At 70.4% G+C, this 22,049-nt stretch carries 18 protein-coding genes; 16 read left to right on the forward strand and 2 right to left on the reverse strand.

Translation table 11 applies throughout. The annotated features are described in order from the left end of the window. The first annotated feature begins 13 nt into the window (after positions 1 to 13). The 6 genes from AC6JA9_RS18475 to AC6JA9_RS18500 all read left to right on the forward strand — a co-directional run bounded on the left by AC6JA9_RS18475 (position 14) and on the right by AC6JA9_RS18500 (position 7,034). Positions 14 to 1,246, forward strand: coding sequence for a LysM peptidoglycan-binding domain-containing protein (locus AC6JA9_RS18475; RefSeq protein WP_194869556.1), 1,233 nt, complete (start codon positions 14 to 16; stop codon positions 1,244 to 1,246). Between the two features lie 135 nt (positions 1,247 to 1,381). Then, positions 1,382 to 2,503 carry a DNA-processing protein DprA gene (locus AC6JA9_RS18480; protein WP_473569225.1) on the forward strand — a complete coding sequence of 374 codons (1,122 nt, stop codon included), beginning with the start codon at positions 1,382 to 1,384 and terminating at the stop codon, positions 2,501 to 2,503. 11 nt (positions 2,504 to 2,514) lie between these two features. Beyond that, the gene (gene topA / locus AC6JA9_RS18485; protein WP_223751771.1) at positions 2,515 to 5,091 is read left to right on the forward strand and encodes a type I DNA topoisomerase; all 2,577 of its coding nucleotides are present in this window, start codon (positions 2,515 to 2,517) and stop codon (positions 5,089 to 5,091) included. 75 nt (positions 5,092 to 5,166) lie between these two features. Beyond that, positions 5,167 to 5,907 (forward strand): MotA/TolQ/ExbB proton channel family protein, encoded by a 741-nt coding sequence (locus AC6JA9_RS18490; protein ID WP_223784669.1) that lies wholly within the window; start codon positions 5,167 to 5,169, stop codon positions 5,905 to 5,907. Between the two features lie 20 nt (positions 5,908 to 5,927). After that, positions 5,928 to 6,449 (forward strand): ExbD/TolR family protein, encoded by a 522-nt coding sequence (locus AC6JA9_RS18495; RefSeq protein ID WP_074957437.1) that lies wholly within the window; start codon positions 5,928 to 5,930, stop codon positions 6,447 to 6,449. A 3-nt stretch (positions 6,450 to 6,452) separates the two neighbouring features. Continuing rightward, the gene (locus AC6JA9_RS18500) at positions 6,453 to 7,034 is read left to right on the forward strand and encodes an ExbD/TolR family protein (protein WP_141329650.1); all 582 of its coding nucleotides are present in this window, start codon (positions 6,453 to 6,455) and stop codon (positions 7,032 to 7,034) included. 57 nt (positions 7,035 to 7,091) lie between these two features. On the opposite strand, the gene AC6JA9_RS18505 is transcribed toward AC6JA9_RS18500, so the two are convergent. Next, the gene (locus AC6JA9_RS18505) at positions 7,092 to 7,478 is read right to left on the reverse strand and encodes a TraR/DksA family transcriptional regulator (RefSeq protein ID WP_141329652.1); all 387 of its coding nucleotides are present in this window, start codon (positions 7,476 to 7,478) and stop codon (positions 7,092 to 7,094) included. Between the two features lie 286 nt (positions 7,479 to 7,764). On the opposite strand from AC6JA9_RS18505, the gene trmFO reads away from it, so the two are divergent. Both trmFO and AC6JA9_RS18515 read left to right on the forward strand, forming a co-directional pair. Next, positions 7,765 to 9,138 (forward strand): methylenetetrahydrofolate--tRNA-(uracil(54)-C(5))-methyltransferase (FADH(2)-oxidizing) TrmFO, encoded by a 1,374-nt coding sequence (gene trmFO, locus AC6JA9_RS18510; RefSeq protein WP_223751769.1) that lies wholly within the window; start codon positions 7,765 to 7,767, stop codon positions 9,136 to 9,138. Then, on the forward strand, positions 9,135 to 10,793 hold the full coding sequence (locus AC6JA9_RS18515) for a gliding motility protein (RefSeq protein ID WP_497960322.1): 1,659 nt from the start codon (positions 9,135 to 9,137) through the stop codon (positions 10,791 to 10,793). The genes trmFO and AC6JA9_RS18515 overlap by 4 nt, the downstream gene beginning before the upstream one ends. Before the next feature lie 18 nt (positions 10,794 to 10,811). Here the strand turns inward: AC6JA9_RS18515 and AC6JA9_RS18520 are convergent, their stop codons facing one another. After that, positions 10,812 to 11,123 carry a hypothetical protein gene (locus AC6JA9_RS18520; protein ID WP_497960324.1) on the reverse strand — a complete coding sequence of 104 codons (312 nt, stop codon included), beginning with the start codon at positions 11,121 to 11,123 and terminating at the stop codon, positions 10,812 to 10,814. A gap of 194 nt (positions 11,124 to 11,317) precedes the next feature. On the opposite strand from AC6JA9_RS18520, the gene AC6JA9_RS18525 reads away from it, so the two are divergent. The 8 genes from AC6JA9_RS18525 (at position 11,318) to AC6JA9_RS18560 (ending at position 21,998) form a co-directional block, all read left to right on the forward strand. Next, a complete protein-coding gene (locus AC6JA9_RS18525; protein ID WP_497960326.1) occupies positions 11,318 to 13,585 on the forward strand; it encodes an EF-hand domain-containing protein in 2,268 nt (755 codons plus the stop codon). Positions 13,586 to 13,645: 60 nt separating this feature from the next. Continuing rightward, entirely contained in the window at positions 13,646 to 14,548 is a 903-nt protein-coding gene (locus tag AC6JA9_RS18530; RefSeq protein WP_223751765.1) for a tyrosine recombinase XerC, read from the forward strand. Positions 14,549 to 14,620: 72 nt separating this feature from the next. Continuing rightward, positions 14,621 to 15,148 carry an ATP-dependent protease subunit HslV gene (gene hslV / locus AC6JA9_RS18535; RefSeq protein ID WP_223751764.1) on the forward strand — a complete coding sequence of 176 codons (528 nt, stop codon included), beginning with the start codon at positions 14,621 to 14,623 and terminating at the stop codon, positions 15,146 to 15,148. 10 nt (positions 15,149 to 15,158) lie between these two features. Then, the gene (gene hslU / locus AC6JA9_RS18540; RefSeq protein WP_426746678.1) at positions 15,159 to 16,565 is read left to right on the forward strand and encodes an ATP-dependent protease ATPase subunit HslU; all 1,407 of its coding nucleotides are present in this window, start codon (positions 15,159 to 15,161) and stop codon (positions 16,563 to 16,565) included. Between the two features lie 46 nt (positions 16,566 to 16,611). Then, positions 16,612 to 17,847, forward strand: a complete 1,236-nt coding sequence (locus tag AC6JA9_RS18545) for an aspartate aminotransferase family protein (RefSeq protein ID WP_046713256.1) — start codon at positions 16,612 to 16,614, stop codon at positions 17,845 to 17,847. A gap of 111 nt (positions 17,848 to 17,958) precedes the next feature. After that, entirely contained in the window at positions 17,959 to 19,317 is a 1,359-nt protein-coding gene (locus tag AC6JA9_RS18550) for a J domain-containing protein (RefSeq protein ID WP_267696528.1), read from the forward strand. Positions 19,318 to 19,337: 20 nt separating this feature from the next. Further along, the gene (dnaK, locus tag AC6JA9_RS18555) at positions 19,338 to 21,179 is read left to right on the forward strand and encodes a molecular chaperone DnaK (RefSeq protein ID WP_497960328.1); all 1,842 of its coding nucleotides are present in this window, start codon (positions 19,338 to 19,340) and stop codon (positions 21,177 to 21,179) included. Next, positions 21,180 to 21,998, forward strand: coding sequence for a tetratricopeptide repeat protein (locus tag AC6JA9_RS18560; RefSeq protein WP_223751760.1), 819 nt, complete (start codon positions 21,180 to 21,182; stop codon positions 21,996 to 21,998). Positions 21,999 to 22,049: the final 51 nt, after the last annotated feature.

Here is a 22,049-nt window from a genome sequence, read left to right on the forward strand (position 1 = left end):
AGGAAGTCGTGCGATGCGCTCCCGGATCCTCACCTCGCTGATGTTGAGCCTCGCCGTCGCCCCCGCCTGGAGCGCGCTCGCGCAGCAGGAGGGTGGCGAGCAGGACGACACGGAGGCTGGCGGAGAGACTGAAGGCGCCGACGTCATGGACGAGGCCCCCGAGCCTCCTTCCGGCGGCACCACCGTGCAGCTGCCCCCGGGCGCGCCCAGGGGCCGCGAGAGCGCGCCGGGCACCGTCCACACGGTGCAGGAGGGCGACACGCTGTGGGACCTGTCCCAGCGCTACCTGGACAGCCCCTGGTACTGGCCGAAGGTCTGGTCCTACAACCCGGAGATCGCCAACCCGCACTGGATCTACCCGGGCAACCAGGTGCGCTTCTTCGGCTCCGGCGAGGAGGTCCCCCAGCGCGTGGAGACCGAGCAGGACCCCGGGGACGTGGTCGCGCCCACGGAGCTCGCCGACAACACCGTCACCGTGACGGGGAAGATCGGCTACGACGTGTCCTCGTCGCGCCCCGTGACGACGCAGGGCTTCGTGACGCCGCGTGAGCTGGACGAGGCGGGCCGCATCGAGGGCTCGCCCAACGGCGCGCACATGCTGTCCTTCCCGGACAACGTCTACGTGCGCTTCAAGCGCAAGGCGGACGCGAAGGTGGGCGACCGCTACGTCGTGTTCCACACCACGCAGGCGGTGCACCACCCGCGCACGGGCGCCAAGCTGGGCTACCTGACGGACTTCGCGGGCACGCTGCGCGTGGTGCGCGTGGACAAGGGCCTGGTGACGGCGCAGATCGTCGACACCTGGGACGGCATCGAGCGCGGCTTCCTGGTGGGCCCCTACGGCGAGAAGCTCACCGAGCGCGTGGCCCCGCGTCCGAACACGAACTCCAAGGACCTCAACGCCACGGTCATCACCTCGCTGGTGCCGTACCTGACGCTCCTGGGCGAGCACAACACCATCGTCCTGGACAAGGGCAGCGCGGACGGCGTGCAGCTGGGCAACACCTTCGTCATCCTGCGCCAGGGGGATCCGGCGCGCGCGGTGCTGGGCAAGAAGGTCGTGCCGGCCCAGTCGGAGGCGGACAAGGCGCTGCCCTGGGAGCGCATCGGCACGTGCATGGTGACCGAGGTGAAGGAGCGCACGAACAACTGCCTCATGATGAACTCCCTGGAAGAGGTCTCCACGGGAGATCGCGCGCTCATGCGTCCGAGTGGCGCCGCGCCGGCGACCAGCGCCAGCCGCTGAGTCCGGCAGGAAAAGTGCATCCCCCTCCACGCCGGAGGGGTTGAGTGCTTGACCGGTGGCGGCCCGGTGTTTATGTGTCGCGCCCCTCCCAGGGGACCCATCTTCTATATAGGTGGGTCTCGAGTGGGGGTCGGTATGGCGGACGCTGAGACGGACAGCCTCACGGCGGAGCAGCAGGCGTGCCTGGCGCTCTGGGCCGTTCCCGGCCTGGGGCCGAGGACGCTGGTCGCCCTGCGCGCGTTCGCCGACGGTCGCCTGGCGCCCCTGGCCTCGACTCCTGTACGGGACTGGGTGTCCGACGCGCCGGTTTCCCCACAGGTCCGCCAGAGGCTGGCGGCGGTGGCGGGGCTGCCGGCCGTGGCGGAGCGGCTCCTGGAGCTGTGTCGGACGAGCGGCACGCGGGTGGCGTTCTCCGACGAGCGGGCCTACCCGGAGCGACTGCGGGACGTGGAGGACGCGCCGCCGCTGCTGTTCTTCCGGGGCCAGCCGGGCCCCCCGCGCCGACGGGTGGCGATGGTGGGCAGCCGGCGTCCGGACCAGGGCTTCCTGCCGTTCGCCCGGTCGCTGGCCCGTCAGGTGGCCGAGGGCGGGGTGGGGGTGGTCTCCGGAGCGGCGGCGGGCGTGGACCGGGCGTGTCACTGGGGCGCGCTGGATGCGGGAGGGGAGACCTGGGCGTTCCTGGGGTCGGCGCTGGACGCGTTGGACCCGGCGCAGGCCCGCCTGCTGCCCCACTTCCTGGAGCGGGGTGGGGTGTTCTTCAGCGAGCTGCCGCCTGGGGTCCGGGCGAGCACCACGACGTTCCCCCGGCGCAACCGCCTCATCTCCGGCGCATCGGATGCGGTCCTGGTGGTGAGGGCGGGGGCGGAGTCGGGGAGTCTGTACACGGCCCGGGCGGGGCGGGCGCAGGGACGGCCCGTCCTCGCGATGCCCGGGGACGTGCGGCAGGAGGGGGCGGCGGGCTGCAACGCGCTGTTGCGAGAGGGCCACGCGAGCGCGTGCCTGGACGTGAAGGACGTCTGGCGGGCGGTGGGTGTTGACCCTGGGTGGATGGTGGCGCCGGGCAGGGAGGATTGCTGGGCCCGGCTCTCCGCGGAAGCACGCGGGGCCTATGCGGTGTTGGACCGGATTCCCCGGACGTTCGACGAGGTGCTGGCCGGGAGCACCCTCACGCCGGCCGCGCTGGTGAGCGCGCTGGTGGAGCTGGAGATGACGGGGCTGGTCCTCCAGCACCCGGGCAGGTTGTACGAGAAGCTCTAGGTAGGAGAGTCATGGCCACGCGGACGAAGAAGAAGGCGGAAGAGACCGAGGCGACCGAGGAGAAGGCGCCCCGCAAGGCAGCCGGCAAGGCGGCCGGTCGCACCGCCGCCAAGAAGAAGCCTGCGGCCAAGAAGGCCGCGGCGAAGAAGACGGCCGCCCGTCGGCGCGCGACGAAGAAGGGTGACGACGACGCGCTGCCCTCCGTGGAGGCGGATGCGGAGGAGGAGGCCACGCCGCGCGGCAAGGGGCCGCACTACCTGGTCGTCGTGGAGTCGCCCGCGAAGGCGAAGACCATCAAGAAGTACCTGGGCTCCGGCTACACGGTGAAGGCCTCCGTGGGGCACGTGAAGGACCTGCCCAAGAGCAAGATCGGCGTCGACGTCGAGCACGACTTCCAGCCCGAGTACGAGGTCATCAAGGGCAAGGAGAAGGTGCTCAACGAGCTGAAGAAGATGGCGAAGTCCGCCGACAAGGTCTTCCTGGCCACGGACCCCGACCGCGAGGGCGAGGCCATTGCGTGGCACATCAAGGAAGAGCTGGCGCACCCGGACGCGATGCGGGTGACCTTCAACGAAATCACCAAGAAGGCCATCCAGGAGGCCATCGCCCAGCCGCGCGAGCTGAACCAGGACAACTACGACTCGCAGCAGACGCGCCGCATCCTGGACCGTCTGGTGGGCTATCAGATCTCCCCGCTGCTCTGGCAGAAGATCCGCCGGGGCCTGTCCGCCGGCCGCGTGCAGTCGGTGGCGGTGCGGCTCATCGTGGAGCGCGAGGCGGAGATCAAGGCCTTCGTCCCCGAGGAGTACTGGACGCTGGACGCGCTCCTGGAGGGCCCGTCCGGCCCGCCGCCGTTCAAGGCCAAGCTGTCCAAGGTGGACGGCAAGAAGGTGGAGCTGAAGGACCGCGTCAACACGGAGGCGCTCGTCGCCGAGCTGCAGGGCGCCGCCTTCAACGTGGCCAAGGTGGACCGCCGCGAGCGCCGCCGCAACGCGCCCGCGCCCTTCATCACGTCCAAGCTCCAGCAGGAGGCGGCCAACCGGCTGTCCTTCACCGCGAAGAAGACGATGACGCTGGCCCAGAAGCTCTACGAGGGCGTGCCCCTCGGCGAGGAGGGCCAGACGGCGCTCATCACGTACATGCGCACGGACTCCACGCGTCTGTCGGACGACGCCGTGAAGCAGGTGCGGGAGATGATCGGCACGAAGTACGGCGCGGAGTACCTGCCCGAGGAGCCGGTGGTCTACAAGTCGCGCAAGAGCGCGCAGGACGCCCACGAGGCCATCCGCCCCACGTCGCTGGAGTACCCGCCGGAGCGGGTGCGCCCGTTCTTCGACGCGATGGACGAGCAGGACATGTTCCGGCTCTACGAGCTCATCTGGAACCGGTTCGTGGCGTGCCAGATGAAGCCCGCCGTCTACGACCAGACGAGCGCGGACATCGCCGCGGGCCGGGCCACGTTCCGCGCCTCCGGCAGCACGCTGAAGTTCCCCGGCTACCTCGCGGTGTACGGCGCGGGCCTGACGCCGGAGGAGGAGGCGGAGAAGGAGAAGGCCAAGGCCGCCGGTGACGAGAGCGCGGACGGCGCCGACGCGGTGGGCGACCTGCCGGTGCTCAACGACGGCGACAAGCTGGGGCTGCAGAAGCTCGTGCACGAGCAGCACTTCACCCAGCCGCCCCCGCGCTTCAGCGAGGCCACGCTGGTGAAGGAGCTGGAGGAGAAGGGCATCGGCCGGCCGTCCACGTATGCGGCCATCCTCTCCACCATCCAGGACAAGAAGTACGTGGAGAAGCTGGAGAGCCGCTTCCGGCCCACGGACCTGGGGCAGATGACGAACGAGATGCTCGTCAAGCACTTCCCCCACGAGCTGGACGTCACCTTCACGGCGACGATGGAGGAGAAGCTCGATCAGATCTCCGAGGGCGGCGCCAAGTGGGTGGCGGTGCTGCGCGACTTCTACGGGCCCTTCAAGGACACGCTCGAGAAGGCGAAGGCGGAGATGCGCGACGTCAAGCGCGAGGAGATCAAGACCGACATCGCCTGTGAGAAGTGCGGCAACCACTTCGTCATCAAGTTCGGAAAGATGGGGCACTTCCTCGCCTGCTCGAACTACCCCGACTGCAAGAACACCAAGGACTTCAAGCGGGACGCCGAGGGGAAGATCGTCATCGTCGAGGAGGAGACGACGGACGAGCTGTGCGAGAAGTGCGGCAAGCCCATGGTCATCAAGCGCGGCCGCTTCGGGCGCTTCATGGCGTGCTCGGGCTACCCGGACTGCAAGACGTCCAAGCCCATCTCCATCGGCGTCAACTGCCCGGAGTGCAAGCAGGGCTACCTGACGGAGCGCCGCAGCGGCCGGGGGAAGATCTTCTTCGGCTGCAACCGCTACCCCGACTGCCGCTTCGCCGCCTGGGACCGGCCGCTCGCCGAGTCCTGCCCCCAGTGCGCCTCGCCGTACCTGCTGCAGAAGTTCTCCAAGCGGGACGGGGCGTACATCTCCTGCCCCAACAAGGAGTGCGACTACCGGCGGGAGGTCGCGGAGCAGCCGGGCGTCCCCACGGACCCGGGGACCAGCTCGGCTGCCTGAAAACCCAAGTGTTTACAGGGGGCTGGCCCGTCCGTGGCTTGACAGCTTCGGCGGGCCCGCCCTACAACCCGGCCAATGATTTCCTCGGTGGTCAGCGAGTGGCTGGTCAACGCGAGCCTCGCGGCCGCGGACGCCGGCAAGCTGGGTGTCACGGACTCCGTCATCAAGTTCTTCAAGGATGGCGGTCCGTTCATGTTCGTGAACCTGTTCTGGCTGGCGTGCGCGCTGGCGGTGGCCACCGAGCGCATCGTCACGCTGGTGTTCCGCTACAACCTGAACCCCGCGCCCTTCATGGAGCAGATCTCCAAGCTGGTGCGCAGCGGCAACCTGGACCGGGCGGTGAAGGTCTGCGCCATGGCGCCCAACGCGCCGCTGGCGAAGGTCATCCGCGCGGGGCTGGTGAACGCCAACCGGGGTGAGATCGAGGTGGCCAAGGGCGTGGAGGAGGCCATCGTCGAGTACAGCCCGCACGTGACGAAGCGCATCCCCTGGCTGTGGTCCCTGGCGAACATCGCCACGCTGGTGGGCCTGGTGGGCACCATCTTCGGCCTCATCGGGACGTTCCAGGCGCTGGGCAATGTGCCGGCGGAGCAGAAGCAGGTGCTCCTGTCGGAGGGCATCTCCAAGGCGATGAACAACACGGCCTTCGCGCTCTCCATCGCGGTGCTGTGCATCGTGTTCCACCTGTTCCTGACGTCGTACGCCAAGGGCATGGTGGAGAGCCTGGAGCTGCACGCGCTGAAGCTGGAGAACCTGCTGTCGCGGCGCGGCGGCGTGGACCCGGCGGCCACGGAGCTCGAGGCTCGCGCGTCGTAGCGCGGGCGGAGCGCGCGTCCATGGCGTTCTACTACTCCCGCCGCAAGCTGAAGGTCCGCGAGGAAGAGGAGTCGGGCGAGCTGAACGTCGTCCCGTACCTCGACATCCTCATGAACCTCATCATCTTCATGCTGCTGTCGATCACCGGCCTGGCCTCGTTCGGCATCCTGAACGTGAGCGCGCCGGCGTACGGCCCTCCGTCGGCGGGCATGACGCAGGAGTCGGCGAGCGACGAGCCGAAGCTGACCTTGTCGGTGCTCATCTCGCGCAAGGGTCACTTCGTCAGCAGCGAGAACGCCATCCTCGGCGAGGCCGGGGCGCCCACGGTGCCCACCCGCGCCGACGGTGACTTCGACTACGCCGCGCTCAACGCGTGGATGGTGAAGATCAAGTCGGAGTTCCCCAAGGAGACCAAGGTCATCGTCGGCGCGGACGCGGACATCCCCTACGACGCGCTCATCCAGACGATGGACGCCATCCGCGAGGAGCAGGGCGCCCAGCGCCGCCTGCTGTTCCCCGACGTCACGCTGGCGGGGACCTGAGCCATGGCCGAGACGCTGCCGCACGTGCCGGAGGTCGTCGACGAGGAGGCCCTCGCGCGGCTGCGCTACCGCCGGGCCCTGGCGCGCAAGAAGCGCAAGGAGCGCGAGGCGGCGGGGGAGATCAAGGAACTGAACATCACCGCGATGATGGACATGATGACCATCCTCCTGGTGTTCCTGCTCAAGTCCTTCGCCTCGTCCTCCGCGGCGGTGACGGCGTCCGAGGACGTGCGTCCCCCCGTGTCCACCACGCGCGCGACGCCCCGGGACACGGTGGCCGTCACGATCACCCCCAAGAGCATCCTCGTGGGCGAGCGCGAGGTGCTGCGGCTGGTGAACGGTCAGCTCCCGGCCGAGGCCCTCCAGGGCCGGCTGGTGCTCCCGCTCGACGCGCGCCTGAAGAAGGAAGTGGAGAAGCTCAAGTACATCGCGGAGCGCAATCCGCAGGCGCCCTTCAGCCAGGAGCTGTCCGTCATCGCGGACCGCAAGGTGCCGTACGACATGCTCCTGAGCGTGCTCTACACGGCGGGACAGAACGAGCTGGAGAACTACCGCTTCGTCGTCCTCAAGAAGGACGGAGACTGAAGGCGCCCCCTGGCGTGAGTCAGGGAGCGCCCGGCCCGTGTCCGTGTCCCGCGTCGCCTAGAGGGACGGCGTGGCGTAGTGGCCGCCGCGCATCTCCTGCTCGTGCGCGGTGGCGTCCTCCTCGCAGCGGATGGCGAAGGGCAGGGCCTCCAGGCGCTCCTTGGAGATCTCCTGGCCGCAGTCCACGCACTCGCCGAAGACGCCCATGTCCATGCGCCGCAGCGCGGCGTCGATGAGCATGATTTCACGCCGCTGGGCCTCCATCAGGCTGGACAGGGTGTAGTCCGCCAGCTCCGACTGGGCCTGCTCCTCGTATTCGGGGTCGCGCTCCTGCTCCTTGAGCGCCGTCAGCTCGCGGTGCGCGCCGTCGCTCGTGGTGAGGATTTCCCGCCTGCGGCGCTGGAGTATCTCGCGTACCCTCAGCAAGTCTTGGGCTCGGCTCATGATGGGCCTCGTCTTCGTGGATGCTGCTTCGAGTGCGTCTTGCGCTCGCTCGGAAGCACGCGGCCCCGAGCGACGAACGCGAGAAACGTAGGGGTGCAACCCAGGTGCGGAAACCGCGCCTTCCAACGGGGGGCAAAGGTGGCTCGGGGGGCGGGCGGGCGGACACGGCGGCCTGTCCCCGACGACGGGTTGACGCTCGTGGATTCACGGTCGGGACAGGGCGTGCCAGTCCTGCTAACTGTTGGCTGACGGGCACGCGCGCGTGGGCGCTCCCGGGAGGACGCGGATGTCGGACGTGAAGCAGCGGGTGACGGTGATTGGCGGCGGTCTCGCGGGCACGGAGTGCGCGTACCAGCTCGCCCGCAGGGGCGTGCCGGTGGTGCTGCGCGAGATGAAGCCCCACAAGCGCTCGCCAGCGCACAAGTCGGATTCGCTCGCGGAGCTGGTGTGCAGCAACTCGCTGCGCTCGGACAACCCGGAGAGCGCCATCGGCCTGCTGCACGCGGAGCTGCGGGATTTGGGCTCGGTGGTGCTGTCGAGCGCGGATGCGCACCGGGTGCCCGCGGGCGACGCGCTGGCGGTGGAGCGCGAGGGGTTCTCCCAGGCCATCACCCAGGCGCTGAGGAACTCCGGCGGCGTGGAGCTGGTGGCGGGCGAGGTGGAGACGCTGCCCGAGGAGGGCCCCGTGGTGGTGGCCACCGGGCCGCTGACGTCCGACGCCCTGACGCGCGAGCTGGAGCGGCACGTGGGGCAGAAGCTCTATTTCTACGACTCCATCGCCCCCATCCTGTCGGCGGACTCCATCGACCTGACGGTGGCCTTCCGGCAGAGCCGCTATGGCAAGGGCGGCGGGGACGACTACCTGAACCTGCCGATGAACCGCGAGGAGTACTACCGGTTCATCGCGGAGCTGAAGGCGGGCCAGAAGGTGGTTCCGCACAGTTTCGAGGAACCGAAATACTTCGAAGGCTGTCTGCCCATCGAGGTGATGGCGGAACGCGGCGACGACACGCTGGCCTACGGGCCGATGAAGCCGGTGGGGCTGAGGGACCCGCGCACGGGCAAGGAGCCCCATGCCGTGGTGCAGCTGCGCATGGAGGACCGCGCGGGCACGGCGTGGAACATGGTGGGCTTCCAGACGCGCCTGACGTGGGGTGAGCAGAAGCGCATCTTCACCACCTGCATCCCGGGCCTGCAGAACGCGGACTTCCTGCGGATGGGGCAGATCCACCGCAACACGTTCATCGACTCGCCGCGCCTGTTGTCGAGCGACCTGTCGCTCAAGAGCGAGCCCCGGGTGTTCTTCGCGGGGCAGGTGTCGGGCGTGGAGGGGTACGTGGAGAGCGCGGCGTGCGGCTATCTGGTGGCGCTGGCGCTGCATGCGCGGCTGAGCGGCAAGCCGTGGGTTCCGCCCCCGGCGACGACGGCGCTGGGCGCGCTGTTCCGGCATGTGACGGGCGAAGCGCACCCGCCGGACTACCCGCATCAGCCCTCCAACATCATCTTCGGCCTCTTCCCGCCGCTGACGGGGCGGATGAAGAAGGCGGAGAAGCGGGTGGCGTATTCGGCCCGCGCGAGGACGGACCTGGCGGCGTGGCTGCCACACGCGGGTGTCCCGGCATCGGGCGCCCCGGAGCACGAGGAGCAGAGGAGCGCATGATTCGGCCGAGGCTGGGACGACTTCTGGGCGCGGGGCTGGTCGCCTCGCTCGTGGTGGCTGGCGGCGGATGCAAGAAGAGCGAGGACGCGAAGCCGGCGGGGAGCCCGTCGGCCGCGACTCCCTCGGCGGCGGCGCCGAGCGCGCCGGCCGCGCCGAGCCCCACCGGGCGGGCTCCGGCGGGCGCGGGGCAGGGGCTGCTGCTGGACGCGGGCCGCGCGGCGGACCTGCGGCTCACGTCGGATGGGCGCTTCGCCACGTACCTGATGAACGGGCAGAAGCCCCGGCTGGACGGTGTGCCGCCGCAGATGCTGCTGGGCGAGCTGCGCGTGGTGCCGGTGGAGGGAGGGGAGCCTCGCAAGCTGGGCGACAGCGTGACGAACGTGCCGGGCGGGCTCTTGTTCTCGGCCGACTCGCGCTACGCGCTGTACCTCACCGGCTACAACCCGGCCTCGCAGTCGGGCACGCTCAACGTGGCGACGCTCGACGACGCGAAGGCGGAGCCGGCGGTGCTCGGCACGGCCGTCAGCTACATGCTGCCCTCGCCGGATGGAACGAAGGTGGCGTTCGTCGACGGCGGCAAGCTGAAGCTGGGGCCGCTGCCCGCGGGGCCCTTCGTCGACGTGGCGGCCGAGGTGAGCACGGCGCAGTTCACCGCCGACGGCAAGGCGCTCCTGTTCAAGCGGCGGCTGTCCGCGGCGGGCGGACTGGCGGTCGTCGCCGTGGACAAGCCGGAGGCCGCGCCGCGCAAGCTGGCGGACCAGGTGGGCGACTACTCGGTGTCGCCGGATGGCCAGCGCGTGGCCTTCCAGGTGCGCAGCGAGTCCGTGCGCGGGCTCTATGACCTCTACCTGGCGGAGCTGCCCGCGGAGAAGCCCAAGCGGCTGGCCGTCGCGTCGCAGTCGTTCGGCTTCTCTCCGGACGGCAAGTGGCTGGCGCGCTCGGAGAACGGCAAGCCGGACGTGCCGGGGGACTTGTACGTGGGCCCCGCGGCGGGCGGCCCGGGCCGCAAGGTGGGCGAGCGCGTGGAGACCTTCGCCTTCTCGCCGGACTCGCAGGCGGTGGGCTTCCTGGACAAGTACGACGTGACGGCGCGCGCGGGGTTGATGGCGGTGGCGTCGCTGCCGGACGGCGCGCCCAGGCGGGTGGGGGACCGGGTGCCCAACTTCGTGTGGGGCTCGGACGCGCGCTACGTGGCGTTCCTCTCTCGCTTCCTCAAGCCCGAGTACTCGGTGGACCTGATGCTCTATCCGATGGGCGCGGAGAAGGCGGAGAAGGTGCACCGGGGCGTGTTCGGCTACGGCTTCATGCCGGGCAACGGCCAGGTGGTGTTCCGCTCGAACTGCATCCGCAACGGCCGCGCGTGTGACTTCAAGGCGCTGGAGCTGCCCCAGAAGGCCGAGCCGCAGACGTGGCTCCAGGGCATCTTCAGCTACAAGCTGTCCACGGATGGCAAGCGCGTGCTGGCCACGTACGCCCGCATGGACTCGGACACGTACGACATCGCCGTGTACGACGCGAAGACGCAGGCGCGAAAGCCGCTGGACCAGGGCGTCCAGGTGCCCGTGTACTTCGGCGGCAAGGAGGACTCGCGCGCCGTCTACATCATCGCGCAGGGGCCCAAGGCGGGCGTCTACAGCGTGAGCGCGCTGCCCTGACCCGGAGGACCTCGGGACTCACCGGAGCGTGAGCTGGAAGCTCACGCCTCCTTCCCCGATGCTGAAGCCCGCGTGCGGGCCGAAGGCGAGCACGGAGAAGAGCGCCACGCCCAGGCATGCGAGCACCACCTTGTGGCCGGTGCGCAGCGAGTGGAAGAAGGTCGTCTCGTAGTTGGCGCCCACGAAGCGCAGCGCGAAGAAGAACCCCACGGGCAGCAGTGGGGTGTCGTTCACCGTGAACCAGAGACTGGAGAGCGCGAGCAGCTGGAAGTAGCGCTTGCGGCTCAGGTGGAAACGGTCGTCGTACTCGGTGGTGGCGGCGGTGTGCATCGGCTCCCTCGCGGAGGTGAAGCGGTGTGCCGCCGACGGGTGCAGGGGCCTCGCCAGCGGGAGGCACGTCGTTCCGATGGCTTGGCCCGCGCCGTCGTCCTGGCCCGGAGACACCGGGTCCGGGATGACAACCCAGGAGTCCCTCGCTCGGTGTCGCCCGAGGGTCCTCGGGTGTGCTTAGGTCCGCGGCGCGCATGACTTCGACTCCGCTCACGTATCGCCGCTATGGCGGCTCGCTCCAGGTCGACATCCCCACCTTCGACGTGCTCGTGGAGGCCTCGCGCATCCCCGAGACGCAGTGGATTGCCACGGCGTGCCCTTTGGAGGGCTTGAGCTGTGACCCGGCCTTCCTCAAGTTCCTCGACACGGATGGCAATGGCCGAGTCCGCGTGGCGGAGGTCCGCAGCGCGGTGGACTGGGCCGCTCGACACCTGAAGGACCGGCGCGGCGCGGACGCGAGCAGCGACGTGCTGGAGCTCAACGCGCTGTCCTCGGAGGGGGCCCCGCTGCGGAGCGCGGCGGAGATGATCCTGCGCACCGTGGGCGCGGCGGACACGGGCCGAATCTCCCTGGCCCAGGTCCGCGCCAGCGACGAGGCGCTGCGCAAGGCGGGGCAGAACGGCGACGGCATCATCGCCCCGGACCGGCTGCCGGAGTCCCTGCGTCCGCTCGCCCGCGACATCATGGCGTCCTTCCCCGAGGTGAAGAACCGCGCGGGGGAGGCGGGCGTCGACAAGCCCATGCTCCAGCGCTTCCGCGACGAGCGTCAGGCGCTGCTCACGCACCTGGGCAAGCGCGGCGAAGTCTTCGTCTGGGGCGAGGAGAGCGAGGCGCGCGCGAAGCGCATCCGCGAGGTGGCGCCGCTCCTGGACGCGTACTTCCTGCAGTGCCGGCTCGTCGCCGCGCAGCCCGAGGCGGCGGCGGCCCTGCGGCTGCGCGCGGAGCGGGTGGAGGGCGCGCTCGGTGACACGGCCGCGCTGGGCAAGGCCGCGGGCGACCTGCCGATTGCTCCTCCCGACGCGGCGGGTGTGCTCGAGTGGTCGCGCCTCTTGCGCGGCCCCGCGTACGAGCAGCTCCAGGCATTCCGTCGCGACGTCGCGGCGCCGCTGACGGGGGACCCGGAGCGCCTGACGGACACTGCGTGGCGCGAGCTGGTGGCGAAGGCGGACGCGGTGCTCGCGTGGTTCGCGACGCGCGACGCGAGCCCCCTGCACAAGCTGGCCGGCTCGCTGGAGACGGTGTCGCTCGCGGACGTGGATGCGCTCGACGCCGTGAGCCAGGCGGACCTCGCGCTGGCGCCCACGCTCGCGTCCATCATCGAGCTGGAGCGGCTGGTGCTCTACCAGCGCTGGCTGCTGGTGTTCGCCAACAACTTCATCAGCATGCCCAACCTGTACCTGCCCAAGGCCCCGGCGCTGATGGAGCGCGGGACGCTTATCCTCGGCGGGCGCAAGTACACGCTGTCGGTGCTCGCCAAGAACCGCGCCGAGCACGCCGCGCTGACGAGCCAGGGCACCACGTGCATCCTCTACGTGATGGTCGCGCCCAAGGACGGCACGCCCGGCTACGAGGTGGCGGTGCCCGTCACGCGCGGCCGCAGCACGGACCTGGTCGTGGGCAAGCGCGGCGTCTTCTACGACGTGGACAACCAGGAGCACGACGCCACGGTCACGCACGTCATCCGTCAGCCCGTGTCGCTGTGGGAGTCGATGACCATGCCCTTCACGCGCATGGCCGGCTTCATCACCAGCAAGGTGGAGGGCATGGCCACCGCGGGCGAGAAGACCTTCGACGCGACGCTGGAGGAGGGCTACGCGAAGACGGTGGCCGCGGCCCCATCCCCCACCGCGCCCCCGGCTCCGGCCACGGCGGCGCCCGCTCCCGCTCCCGCGGCGGCGCCTGGCGGGCTCGCGGGGGTCATCGCGGCCGGCAGCATCGCGGCCGCGGCGCTCGGCTCCTCGTTCGCGTTCATCGTCTCGCAGGTGAAGTCCCTGACGCTGGGGGACGTCATCACGGCCGCGTCGCTCATCGCCATCGCGGTGATGGCGCCGGCGGGGCTGCTCGGCTGGCTGAAGCTGCGTCGGCGCAACCTGGCGCTGCTGCTGGAGGGCTCCGGCTGGGCGCTCAATGATCGGCTGATGCTCACGCGCGGGCTGTCCACGCTGGTGACGCGCCGGCCCCGACTGCCCAAGGGCGCGCGCGTGGACCACCGAGACATGGTCCGCCCGGCGCTGCTCGCCCAGCAGGACGAGGATGGCGAGCAGGAGGGGCTGTCCTGGTGGTCCCGCCTGGGGCTCGCGGCGCTGGTGCTGTTCATCCTGCTCTGGCAGGTGCGCAACCCCATCCTCACCTGGATGTGCCAGAAGGCCTGGCTGTCGGACGCCACGTGCGTGGCGCTGCTGCCCACGCCTCCCGTCGCGCCGGTCGTCGTGCCCACCGCCCCGGCCGTGCCGACGAAGTAGGGGTTTCGTGGGGCCCGGAATCTTGCGAGGCTCTCCGGGCCCCCTACGCTCGACCTCGCCATGACGAACCTGTCGCCGCTCTTGGAGAAGTTCCGGGTCCACCTGGAGGACGAGAAGGGCTCGTCCCCGCACACGGTGCGCAACTACCTGGTCGACCTGGTGGACTACGAGCGCTACCTGGTCGAGCGGATGAAGTCGTCCCTGCTCGCCGGCACGCACGCGGCGATTCGCGGCTACCTGGGCACCCTGAGCGTGGACCACGCGCCCGCCAGCCGCGCGCGGCGCCTGGCCTCCATCAAGTCCTTCTACAAGTACCTGGTGCGCCAGAAGCTGCTGCCCGCCAGCCCCGCCAAGCTGGTGAAGAGCCCGAAGCTGCCCAAGGCGCTCCCCAAGGTGCTGCCGGTGGAGGAGGTCTTCGCGCTGCTCGACGTGCACGACTTGAAGTCCGTGCTCGGCCTGCGCGACAAGGCCATCCTGGAGATGCTCTACGGCGGCGGGCTGCGCATCAGCGAGCTGTGTGACCTGGACCTGCTCGCCGTGGACCGGAGCGGCCGCATCGTCCGGGTCATGGGCAAGGGCAGCAAGGAGCGCCTGGTGCCCGTCAACGCGCAGGCCATCCGCTCGCTGGAGGCGTACCTGGCGCGCCGGGGAGAGCTGCTCGCGGAGCCCAGGCCGGGGCAGGCGCCGGAGGCCATCTTCCTCAACTTCCGCGGCGGCCGGCTGACGCCCCGGAGCATCCGCCGACACCTGGACCAGCACGTGCTCAAGTGCGCGCTGGCGCGCAAGGTGAGTCCGCACGCGTTGCGTCACTCGTTCGCCACGCACCTGCTCGGTGGGGGCGCGGACATCCGCAGCATCCAGGAGCTGCTGGGCCACGCGAGCCTGTCCACCACGCAGCGGTATACCCACGTCAGCTGGGAGCAGCTCCAGCAGGTCTACGACGCCGCCCACCCCCGCGCCTGAGAAACGGTGCGGGAGCGGACAGGCGGGCGGTGTTCCTTGGAAACGCGGGGCGCGGCTTGTTAAACCCGCTCCATGTTCCACGGCACCACCATCCTCTGTGTGCGACGCGACGGAAAGGTCGCCATCGCCAGCGACGGTCAGGTCTCGCTCGAAAAGACGGTGATGAAGAACACGGCGAAGAAGGTCCGCAAGCTGGGCGAGGGGCAGGTCCTCGCCGGGTTCGCGGGCAGCACCGCCGATGCCTTCACCCTGTTCGAGCGCTTCGAGGGCAAGCTCAAGGAGCACCAGAAGAACATGGCGCGCGCCTGCGTCGAGCTGGGCAAGGACTGGCGCACGGACCGCTTCCTGCGCCGGCTGGAGGCGCTGCTCGTCGTCGCGGACAAGGACAAGACGTTCATCCTGTCCGGCGCCGGGGACGTCATCGAGCCGGACCACGGCATCGCCGCGGTGGGCAGCGGAGGCCCCTACGCGTTCGCCGCCGCCCGGGCGCTGATGGCCCACACGCAGCTGACCGCTCGCGAGGTGGCGCAGCAGTCGCTGTCCATCGCGGGCGAAATCGACATCTACACCAACTCCAACATCTCCATCGAAGAGCTCTAGGAGCCTCCCCGTGGCCGAATCGCGCAAGACGTCCGCCTTCACGCCTCGTGAGGTGGTGGGCGAGCTGGACCGCTACATCGTCGGGCAGAACGCCGCCAAGCGCGCGGTGGCCATCGCCCTGCGCAACCGCTGGCGCCGCCAGCAGGTCTCCGACGACCTGCGCGACGAGATCCACCCGAAGAACATCATCATGATCGGCCCCACCGGCGTGGGGAAGACGGAGATCGCCCGCCGGCTCGCGAAGCTGGCGCAGGCGCCGTTCGTCAAGGTGGAGGCCTCCAAGTTCACGGAGGTGGGCTACGTGGGCCGCGACGTGGAGTCGATGATCCGCGACCTCGTCGAGGCCGCCATCGGCCTGGTGCGCGAGGAGGAGACGGAGAAGGTCCGCCCCCGCGCGGAGGAGCTCGCCGAGGACCGGCTGATGGAGCTGCTCCAGAACAACGGCGCGCCGCGCACGCCGTCCTCGCCGCCGCCGTTCGGCTTCGCGCCGCCGCCTGCGCAGCCCGCGCCCCAGCGCCTGGGCGACAACGAGCGCGAGAAGCTGCGCGCCCAGCTGCGCGCGGGCACGCTCGATGACCAGTTCGTGGAGGTGGAGACGAGCGACAGCGCGCCCACCTTCATGCGCGGCTTCTCCGGCCAGGGCATGGAGGAGATCGGCGTCAACCTGCAGGACCTCTTCAAGAACATGCCCGGCATGAGCAAGACGCGCAGGCGTCGGGTGCGCGTGCCGGAGGCGCTCCAGTTCCTGCGTCAGGAGGAGGCCCAGAAGCTGGTGGACCCGGACCGCGTCCAGCGCGAGGCGGTGGTGCGCGCCGAGTCGAGCGGCATCGTGTTCATCGACGAGATCGACAAGATCGCCAGCCGCGACGGCGGCGGCAAGGGCGGGGGAGGCCCGGACGTCTCGCGCGAGGGCGTGCAGCGCGACATCCTCCCCATCGTCGAGGGCTCCACCGTCAACACCAAGTACGGCATGGTGAAGACGGACCACATGCTCTTCATCGCCGCGGGCGCCTTCCACGTCTCCAAGCCCAGCGACCTCATCCCGGAGCTGCAGGGCCGCTTCCCCATCCGCGTGGAGCTGGAGCCGCTCTCCGGCGACGACCTCATCCGAATCCTGCGCGAGCCGAAGAACTCCCTCTTGCGCCAGTACACCGCGCTGCTCTCCACCGAGGGCGTGCGCCTGTCCTTCACGGACGACGCGGTGACGGAGCTGGCGCGCATCGCCCAGCAGGCGAACGAGCGCACGCAGAACATCGGCGCTCGCCGCCTGCACACCGTGCTCGAGCGGCTGCTCGACGAGGTCTCCTTCTCCGCCAGCGAGCTGGGCCCCCGGGACTTCCAGGTGGACGGCAATTATGTGCGCGAGCGGCTGGGCGCCATCGTCCAGGACGAGGACCTGTCGCGCTACATCCTCTAGCGCGCTATATGGCGCGCACACCGCAGTGCCCTCACCACAAGGAAGGTTGACTCCCTTGCCGCAACCCGTGCCCTCGGCCGCCCCCAGCTCCAACGACACCCTCATCCAGAAGGCCCGCCACCACCTGCTGCAGAACTACAAGCAGCAGCCCATCGTCCTGGCACGTGGGCAGGGTACGCGCGTGTGGGACGCGGATGGGCGGGAGTACCTGGACCTCATCGGGGGCGTGGCCACGTGCGCGCTCGGGCACTGTCACCCGGACGTGGTGGCGGCGGCGCACGCGCAGCTGGACACCCTGTGGCACGTCTCCAACGCGTTCTACTCGCAGCCGCAGATCGACCTGGCGGCGCAGCTGTGCGAGTGGAGCGGCCTGTCGCGCGCGTTCTTCTGCAACTCGGGCGCGGAGGCGAACGAGGCCCTGCTGAAGCTGGCCCGCAAGGTGATGAAGGACCGGGGCACGCCGGAGCGCTTCGAGGTCATCACCTTCGAGCGCAGCTTCCACGGCCGCACCCTGGCCACCGTCACGGCCACCGGACAGCCGAAGTACCACGCGGGCTTCGAGCCGCTGCCCGCGGGCTTCCACCACGTGCCCTACGGGGACCTGGACGCGGTGCGCGCCGCGGTGAAGCCCACCACGGCCGCCATCCTGGTGGAGCCCGTCCAGGGCGAGGGCGGGGTGCGTCAGGCTCCCGCGGGCTTCCTCAAGGGCCTGCGGGCGCTGTGCGACGAGAAGGGCCTGCTGTTGCTGGTGGATGAAATCCAGACGGGCATGGGGCGCACGGGCATCCCGTTCGGCTTCATGCGCGACGGCATCCTCCCGGACGCCATCAGCATGGCCAAGGCGCTGGGCAACGGCCTGCCCATCGGCGCCATGCTGTGCCGCGACGACGTGGGCGCGAGCATGGTGCCCGGCAGCCACGGGTCCACCTTCGGTGGCAACCTGGTGGCCGCCGCCGCCGCCAACGCGGTGCTGAAGGTCATCCGCCAGCCGGGCTTCCTCGACGAGGTGAACTCCAAGGGGGCGTACTTCCTGGAGAAGCTGCGGGGCATCCAGTCCCGGCTGCCCGCGGGCCGCGTGGTGGAGGTCCGGGGCCAGGGCCTGCTGGTGGGCCTGGAGATGGACCGCGACGCGCCCCAGGTGCTCGGCAAGCTGCGCGAGGCGGGGGTGCTCGGCAACGCCGCGGGGGAGCGGACCGTGCGCTTCGCCCCTCCGTTCACCATCAGCCGGGAGGAGCTGGACCAGAGCCTGGCCATCATCGAGCGGGTGCTGACCGCCCTCTGAGGGCGGCCTCCCCTCGGCCGGAGCCGCGGGTTGGGGGACACTGGGTGTTTGACGCCCCGCGTCCCCCAAACCTAGGCTGTTCCATTCGGCAACCCTTCAGCGGACCGTCCTGTGAGCGCGTCAAACACGATTGTCGGCCTGGGGGCCCGGACGGACCACATCGCCACCGTGCCCAACCTGGACCTCGCTCGCCTCCAGCTCTCGCCGGAGGAGGCGGGCGTGTTGTCGCTCGTCGGCAGGGTGGAGCGCATCGACCAGGTGCTGTCACGTTCCACCCTGGGTGAGGCGCGCACCATCGCCGTGCTGCTGGCGCTGCGCGCCAAGGGCGCCATCGTCCCGGCGCGCGTGGTGCAGCGAAACCAGCCGGCGCCCGCCGTGGACGCGGCGATGGCCGAGGAGGTGGACCTCGAGCCGGAGCGCAAGAAGGAGATCATCGACCTGGAGCGCGCGCTGGACGGCCTGGACTACTTCGCCGTCCTCGGCCTGCGTCCGGGCGCTCCCGCCACCGAGGTGAAGCAGGCGTATTACAACGCGTCGCGCCGCTTCCACCCGGACCGCTACTTCGGCAAGAACCTGGGCAGCTTCCGCGCGCGGATGGAGCGCATCTTCCGCAAGCTCACCGACGCCCACAACGTCCTCAGCCAGCAGGACAAGCGCGACGCGTACCTCAAGGCGAACCCGGCGCTCGCACAGGCCTCCGCCGCCGCCTCGGCTCCCTCGACACCGCCGCCCGTGGCCTCCTCGCCGGCTCCAGCCGCGGCCTCGTATCCGGCCACGGAGCTGACGCCCATTGGCCTCACGCCTCCGCCCGCGCCCTCGCCCCTGCGCATGGCCCGGCCCGCGCCGCCGCCGCCGCGCGCGCCCGCACCGCCACCGGTGAACGACGCGGAGTCGGAGGCCCGGCGCGCCGAGCGACAGGCCCGGCTCGCCCGCCACCCGTACATGGCCAAGAACGTGCGCCTGACGGAGCTGGTGGCCCGGGGCAAGGCGGCCGTGGCCCGAGGGGACTGGGAGCGCGCGTACCAGGACTTCCACCAGGTCCAGACGATGGACCCGAAGAACCGCGAGGTGGCGACGCTGCTGGTGGAGGCGCGCCGCCGTCACGACGAGCAGCGGGCCTCCGTCGAGGTGACGCGGGGGCGGGAGCTCGAGCAGCACGGGGACGACGTCGGGGCGCTCGCGGCGTACCGGCTCGCCTTCTCGCTGGACAACCAGAGCGCCGAGGCGGCCTTCCGCTCGGCGAAGCTGGGGCTTCAGCAGGGCCAGGATGTCGGAGAGGTGCGCGTCCTGGCGCAGCGCGCCGTGGACCTCTTGCCGGGGCGTGTGGAGCACCAGGTGTTGTTGGGGCGGGTGCTGATGGAGTCAGGGGCCAAGAAGCAGGCCAAGCGGGTCTTCGAGGACGCGGCGAAGCTGGACCCCGACAACGCCGAGGCCAAGGCGGCGCTCAAGAAGCTGCGCTGGACGTTCTAGTAGGATGAGCACGCTCACCCATGGCTGAGTCCGAACCTCTCATTGGCATCGACCTGGGCACGACGAACAGCATCGTCGCGACCGTCCAGGACGGGCAGCCCATCGTCATCAAGAACCGCACCGGCATGGCGCTGACGCCGTCGGTGGTGGCGGTGTCGAAGAACGGCAAGCGCCTGGTGGGCGGCATCGCCAAGCGCCAGGCCATCACCAACCCGCAGGAGACGGTGTACGCCGCCAAGCGGCTCATCGGCCGGAAGTTCTCCTCGCACGAGGTGCAGGACGCGCTGCGCTCGCTGCCCTACGAGGTGGTCGTCGGACAGCACGACGATTTGCGCATCCGGATGGGGGGCAAGGACCTGTCCGTCCCGGAGATCAGCGCGATGATCCTCCAGGAGCTGAAGGCGGACGCGGAGGCGCACTTCGGCAGGCCGGTGACGAAGGCCGTGGTCACGGTGCCGGCGTACTTCAACGACGCCCAGCGCCAGGCGACGAAGGACGCGGGCCGCATCGCCGGGCTGGACGTGCTGCGCATCATCAACGAGCCCACGGCGGCGGCGCTGGCGTACGGCTTCAGCCGCACGGTGAACGGCCGCGTGGCGGTGTTGGACCTGGGCGGCGGCACGTTCGACGTGTCGGTGCTGGAGATCAACCAGGGCGTCTTCGACGTGGTGGGGACGGGCGGCGACACGTACCTGGGCGGCGAGGACTGGGACAACCGCATCATCGAGTGGCTCGTCTTCGGCTTCGCGAAGGAGCACGGCATCGACCTGCGCAAGGACCGCATGGCGTTGCAGCGGCTCAAGGACGCGGCGGAGAAGGCGAAGGTCGAGCTGTCCAGCGTGCGCGAGGCGCAGATCAACCTGCCGTTCATCAGCACGCCCCCGGGTGGAGGCGCGGCGCTGCACCTGCAGGCGGCGCTGTCGCGAGAGAAGCTGGAGGACCTGACGGCGGACCTGGCCGAGCGCGTGGTGGGCATCACCACGGAGGTGCTGGGCGAGGCGGGGGTGCGCGCGTCGGAGCTGAAGGAGGTCATCCTGGTCGGCGGCATGTCGCGCATGCCGAAGGTGGTGGAGGCGGTGCGCGGCTACTTCCGCCGCGAGCCGTGCAAGGGCGTGCACCCCGAGGAGGTCGTGGCCCTGGGCGCGGCGGTGCAGGCGCACGCGCTGGTGGCGCAGGAGAGCGAGCTGCTGCTCCTGGACGTCACGCCCCAGAGCCTGGGCGTGGCCATCGCCGGGGGCTTCGTGCGGCGCATCATCCCGAAAAACACCACGGTGCCCACGTCCGCCACGGAGGTCTTCGCGACGTCGAAGGACTTCCAGCGGCTGGTGAAGATCATGGTGCTCCAGGGCGAGCACGAGCTGGCGCACCAGAACGAGCTGTTGGGCGAGTTCGTCCTCACCGGCCTGCGCGAGGCGCTCCGCGGGCAGGTGGAGATCGAGGTGACGTTCGACATCAACGCGGAGGGCATCGTGTCCGTCTCCGCGCGCGACAGGGAGACGGGGCTGCGCCAGTCCATCACCGTCACCGCGTCCAGCGGCCTCACCGAGGAGGAGCTCAAGCGCATCATGGACGAGCAGCGCGGCTACCTCATGGCCGCGCGCATCTCCGAGGAGCTGAAGGTCAAGCGCGTGGAGCTGGACACGCTCGCGCGCGACGTCATGGACGCGCTGACGCGGGCGAGGCTGTTGCCGGGCGGTGGTGGGCTGACGCCGGACGCGGTGCCTCGGGCCGAGCAGGTGCTGGAGCACGCGCGCCAGGTCCGCGCCAACGAGGACGTGGCCGCGCTGGGGCGGGCGTGTGAGCTGCTCGCCGGGTGTCTGGCGCAGCTGAAGGGCTCCTCTCGCGGCGGTGCGGGGCGATAGATGGGCAGCCAGCGCGCCAACCAGCTCGTCGAGGCCGGACTGTGGCTGCGCCTGAGCGGCGACGCCCAGGGCGCGCAGAAGCTCTTCGAGCGGGCGCTGGAGCTGGACCCGCAGAACGTCCGCGCGCGTGACTGTCTGGCCTCGCTGGAGGCCTCGCCGGGGAAGAGCTTTCCGTTCTCGCCGGGGCCGTTGGATGCGGGGACGCGCGGCACGCCGTTGGCGTCGCTGGAGGGTGACTGGGGGGCGTGGGCGGAAGGGGAGGGCGGGCCGCTGGACGAGGAGGACGAGGAGCGCTCTCCCAGCGTGCTGATTCCCGACGTCGACGAGCCCACTCCGGGGAGCGACGTGCTGGAGTTGCTCGCGCGCGACGAGTCCACGACGCAGGAGTACGGCATCCCCGAAGGCGAGACGGACGAGTACGGCGTCCCCGCCACGGAGAGCGAGCTGGAGCGGCTGCTGCGCGGGGCGGCGGACCTGCTGGAGCTGGATGACCACTCGGGCGCGGTGGATCTGCTGTTCAAGGCGCAGGAGCTGGCGCCCGGAGACCCTCGCGTCGAGGCGCTGCGGGCGCGCAGCGAGCGGATGCTGATGGCGATGCTGGAGTCGAAGCTCGGAGACCTGGGGCGGGTGCCTCGCGTCCGGCTCCAGGCCGACGACATCATCTGGCTCAGCCTGGACCACCGCGCGGGCTTCGTGCTCGCGCAGATCGACGGCGCCGTGACGTTCGAGGACCTGTTCTCACTGTCGGGGATGACGCGGCTGGATACCGCCCGCATCCTCGCGCAGCTCCTCGACGAAGGCGTCATCGCCGCCGCCTGAGTCCCGATTCGGCTGCCGCACCTCCATTCCGTCTGGCCTGATTGACAGTTG

The sequence above is a fragment of the Myxococcus sp. MH1 genome (assembly GCF_059738865.1).

Excerpts from the sequence above, each read along its gene's own strand:
- AC6JA9_RS18475 (WP_194869556.1), top strand. The coding sequence starts at position 14 with ATGCGCTCCCGGATCCTCACCTCGCTGATGTTGAGCCTCGCCGTCGCC.
- AC6JA9_RS18480 (WP_473569225.1), top strand. The coding sequence starts at position 1,382 with ATGGCGGACGCTGAGACGGACAGCCTCACGGCGGAGCAGCAGGCGTGC.
- topA (WP_223751771.1), top strand. The coding sequence starts at position 2,515 with ATGGCCACGCGGACGAAGAAGAAGGCGGAAGAGACCGAGGCGACCGAG.
- AC6JA9_RS18490 (WP_223784669.1), top strand. The coding sequence starts at position 5,167 with ATGATTTCCTCGGTGGTCAGCGAGTGGCTGGTCAACGCGAGCCTCGCG.
- AC6JA9_RS18495 (WP_074957437.1), top strand. The coding sequence starts at position 5,928 with ATGGCGTTCTACTACTCCCGCCGCAAGCTGAAGGTCCGCGAGGAAGAG.
- AC6JA9_RS18500 (WP_141329650.1), top strand. The coding sequence starts at position 6,453 with ATGGCCGAGACGCTGCCGCACGTGCCGGAGGTCGTCGACGAGGAGGCC.
- AC6JA9_RS18505 (WP_141329652.1), bottom strand. The coding sequence starts at position 7,478 with ATGAGCCGAGCCCAAGACTTGCTGAGGGTACGCGAGATACTCCAGCGC.
- trmFO (WP_223751769.1), top strand. The coding sequence starts at position 7,765 with ATGTCGGACGTGAAGCAGCGGGTGACGGTGATTGGCGGCGGTCTCGCG.
- AC6JA9_RS18515 (WP_497960322.1), top strand. The coding sequence starts at position 9,135 with ATGATTCGGCCGAGGCTGGGACGACTTCTGGGCGCGGGGCTGGTCGCC.
- AC6JA9_RS18520 (WP_497960324.1), bottom strand. The coding sequence starts at position 11,123 with ATGCACACCGCCGCCACCACCGAGTACGACGACCGTTTCCACCTGAGC.
- AC6JA9_RS18525 (WP_497960326.1), top strand. The coding sequence starts at position 11,318 with ATGACTTCGACTCCGCTCACGTATCGCCGCTATGGCGGCTCGCTCCAG.
- AC6JA9_RS18530 (WP_223751765.1), top strand. The coding sequence starts at position 13,646 with ATGACGAACCTGTCGCCGCTCTTGGAGAAGTTCCGGGTCCACCTGGAG.
- hslV (WP_223751764.1), top strand. The coding sequence starts at position 14,621 with ATGTTCCACGGCACCACCATCCTCTGTGTGCGACGCGACGGAAAGGTC.
- dnaK (WP_497960328.1), top strand. The coding sequence starts at position 19,338 with ATGGCTGAGTCCGAACCTCTCATTGGCATCGACCTGGGCACGACGAAC.
- AC6JA9_RS18560 (WP_223751760.1), top strand. The coding sequence starts at position 21,180 with ATGGGCAGCCAGCGCGCCAACCAGCTCGTCGAGGCCGGACTGTGGCTG.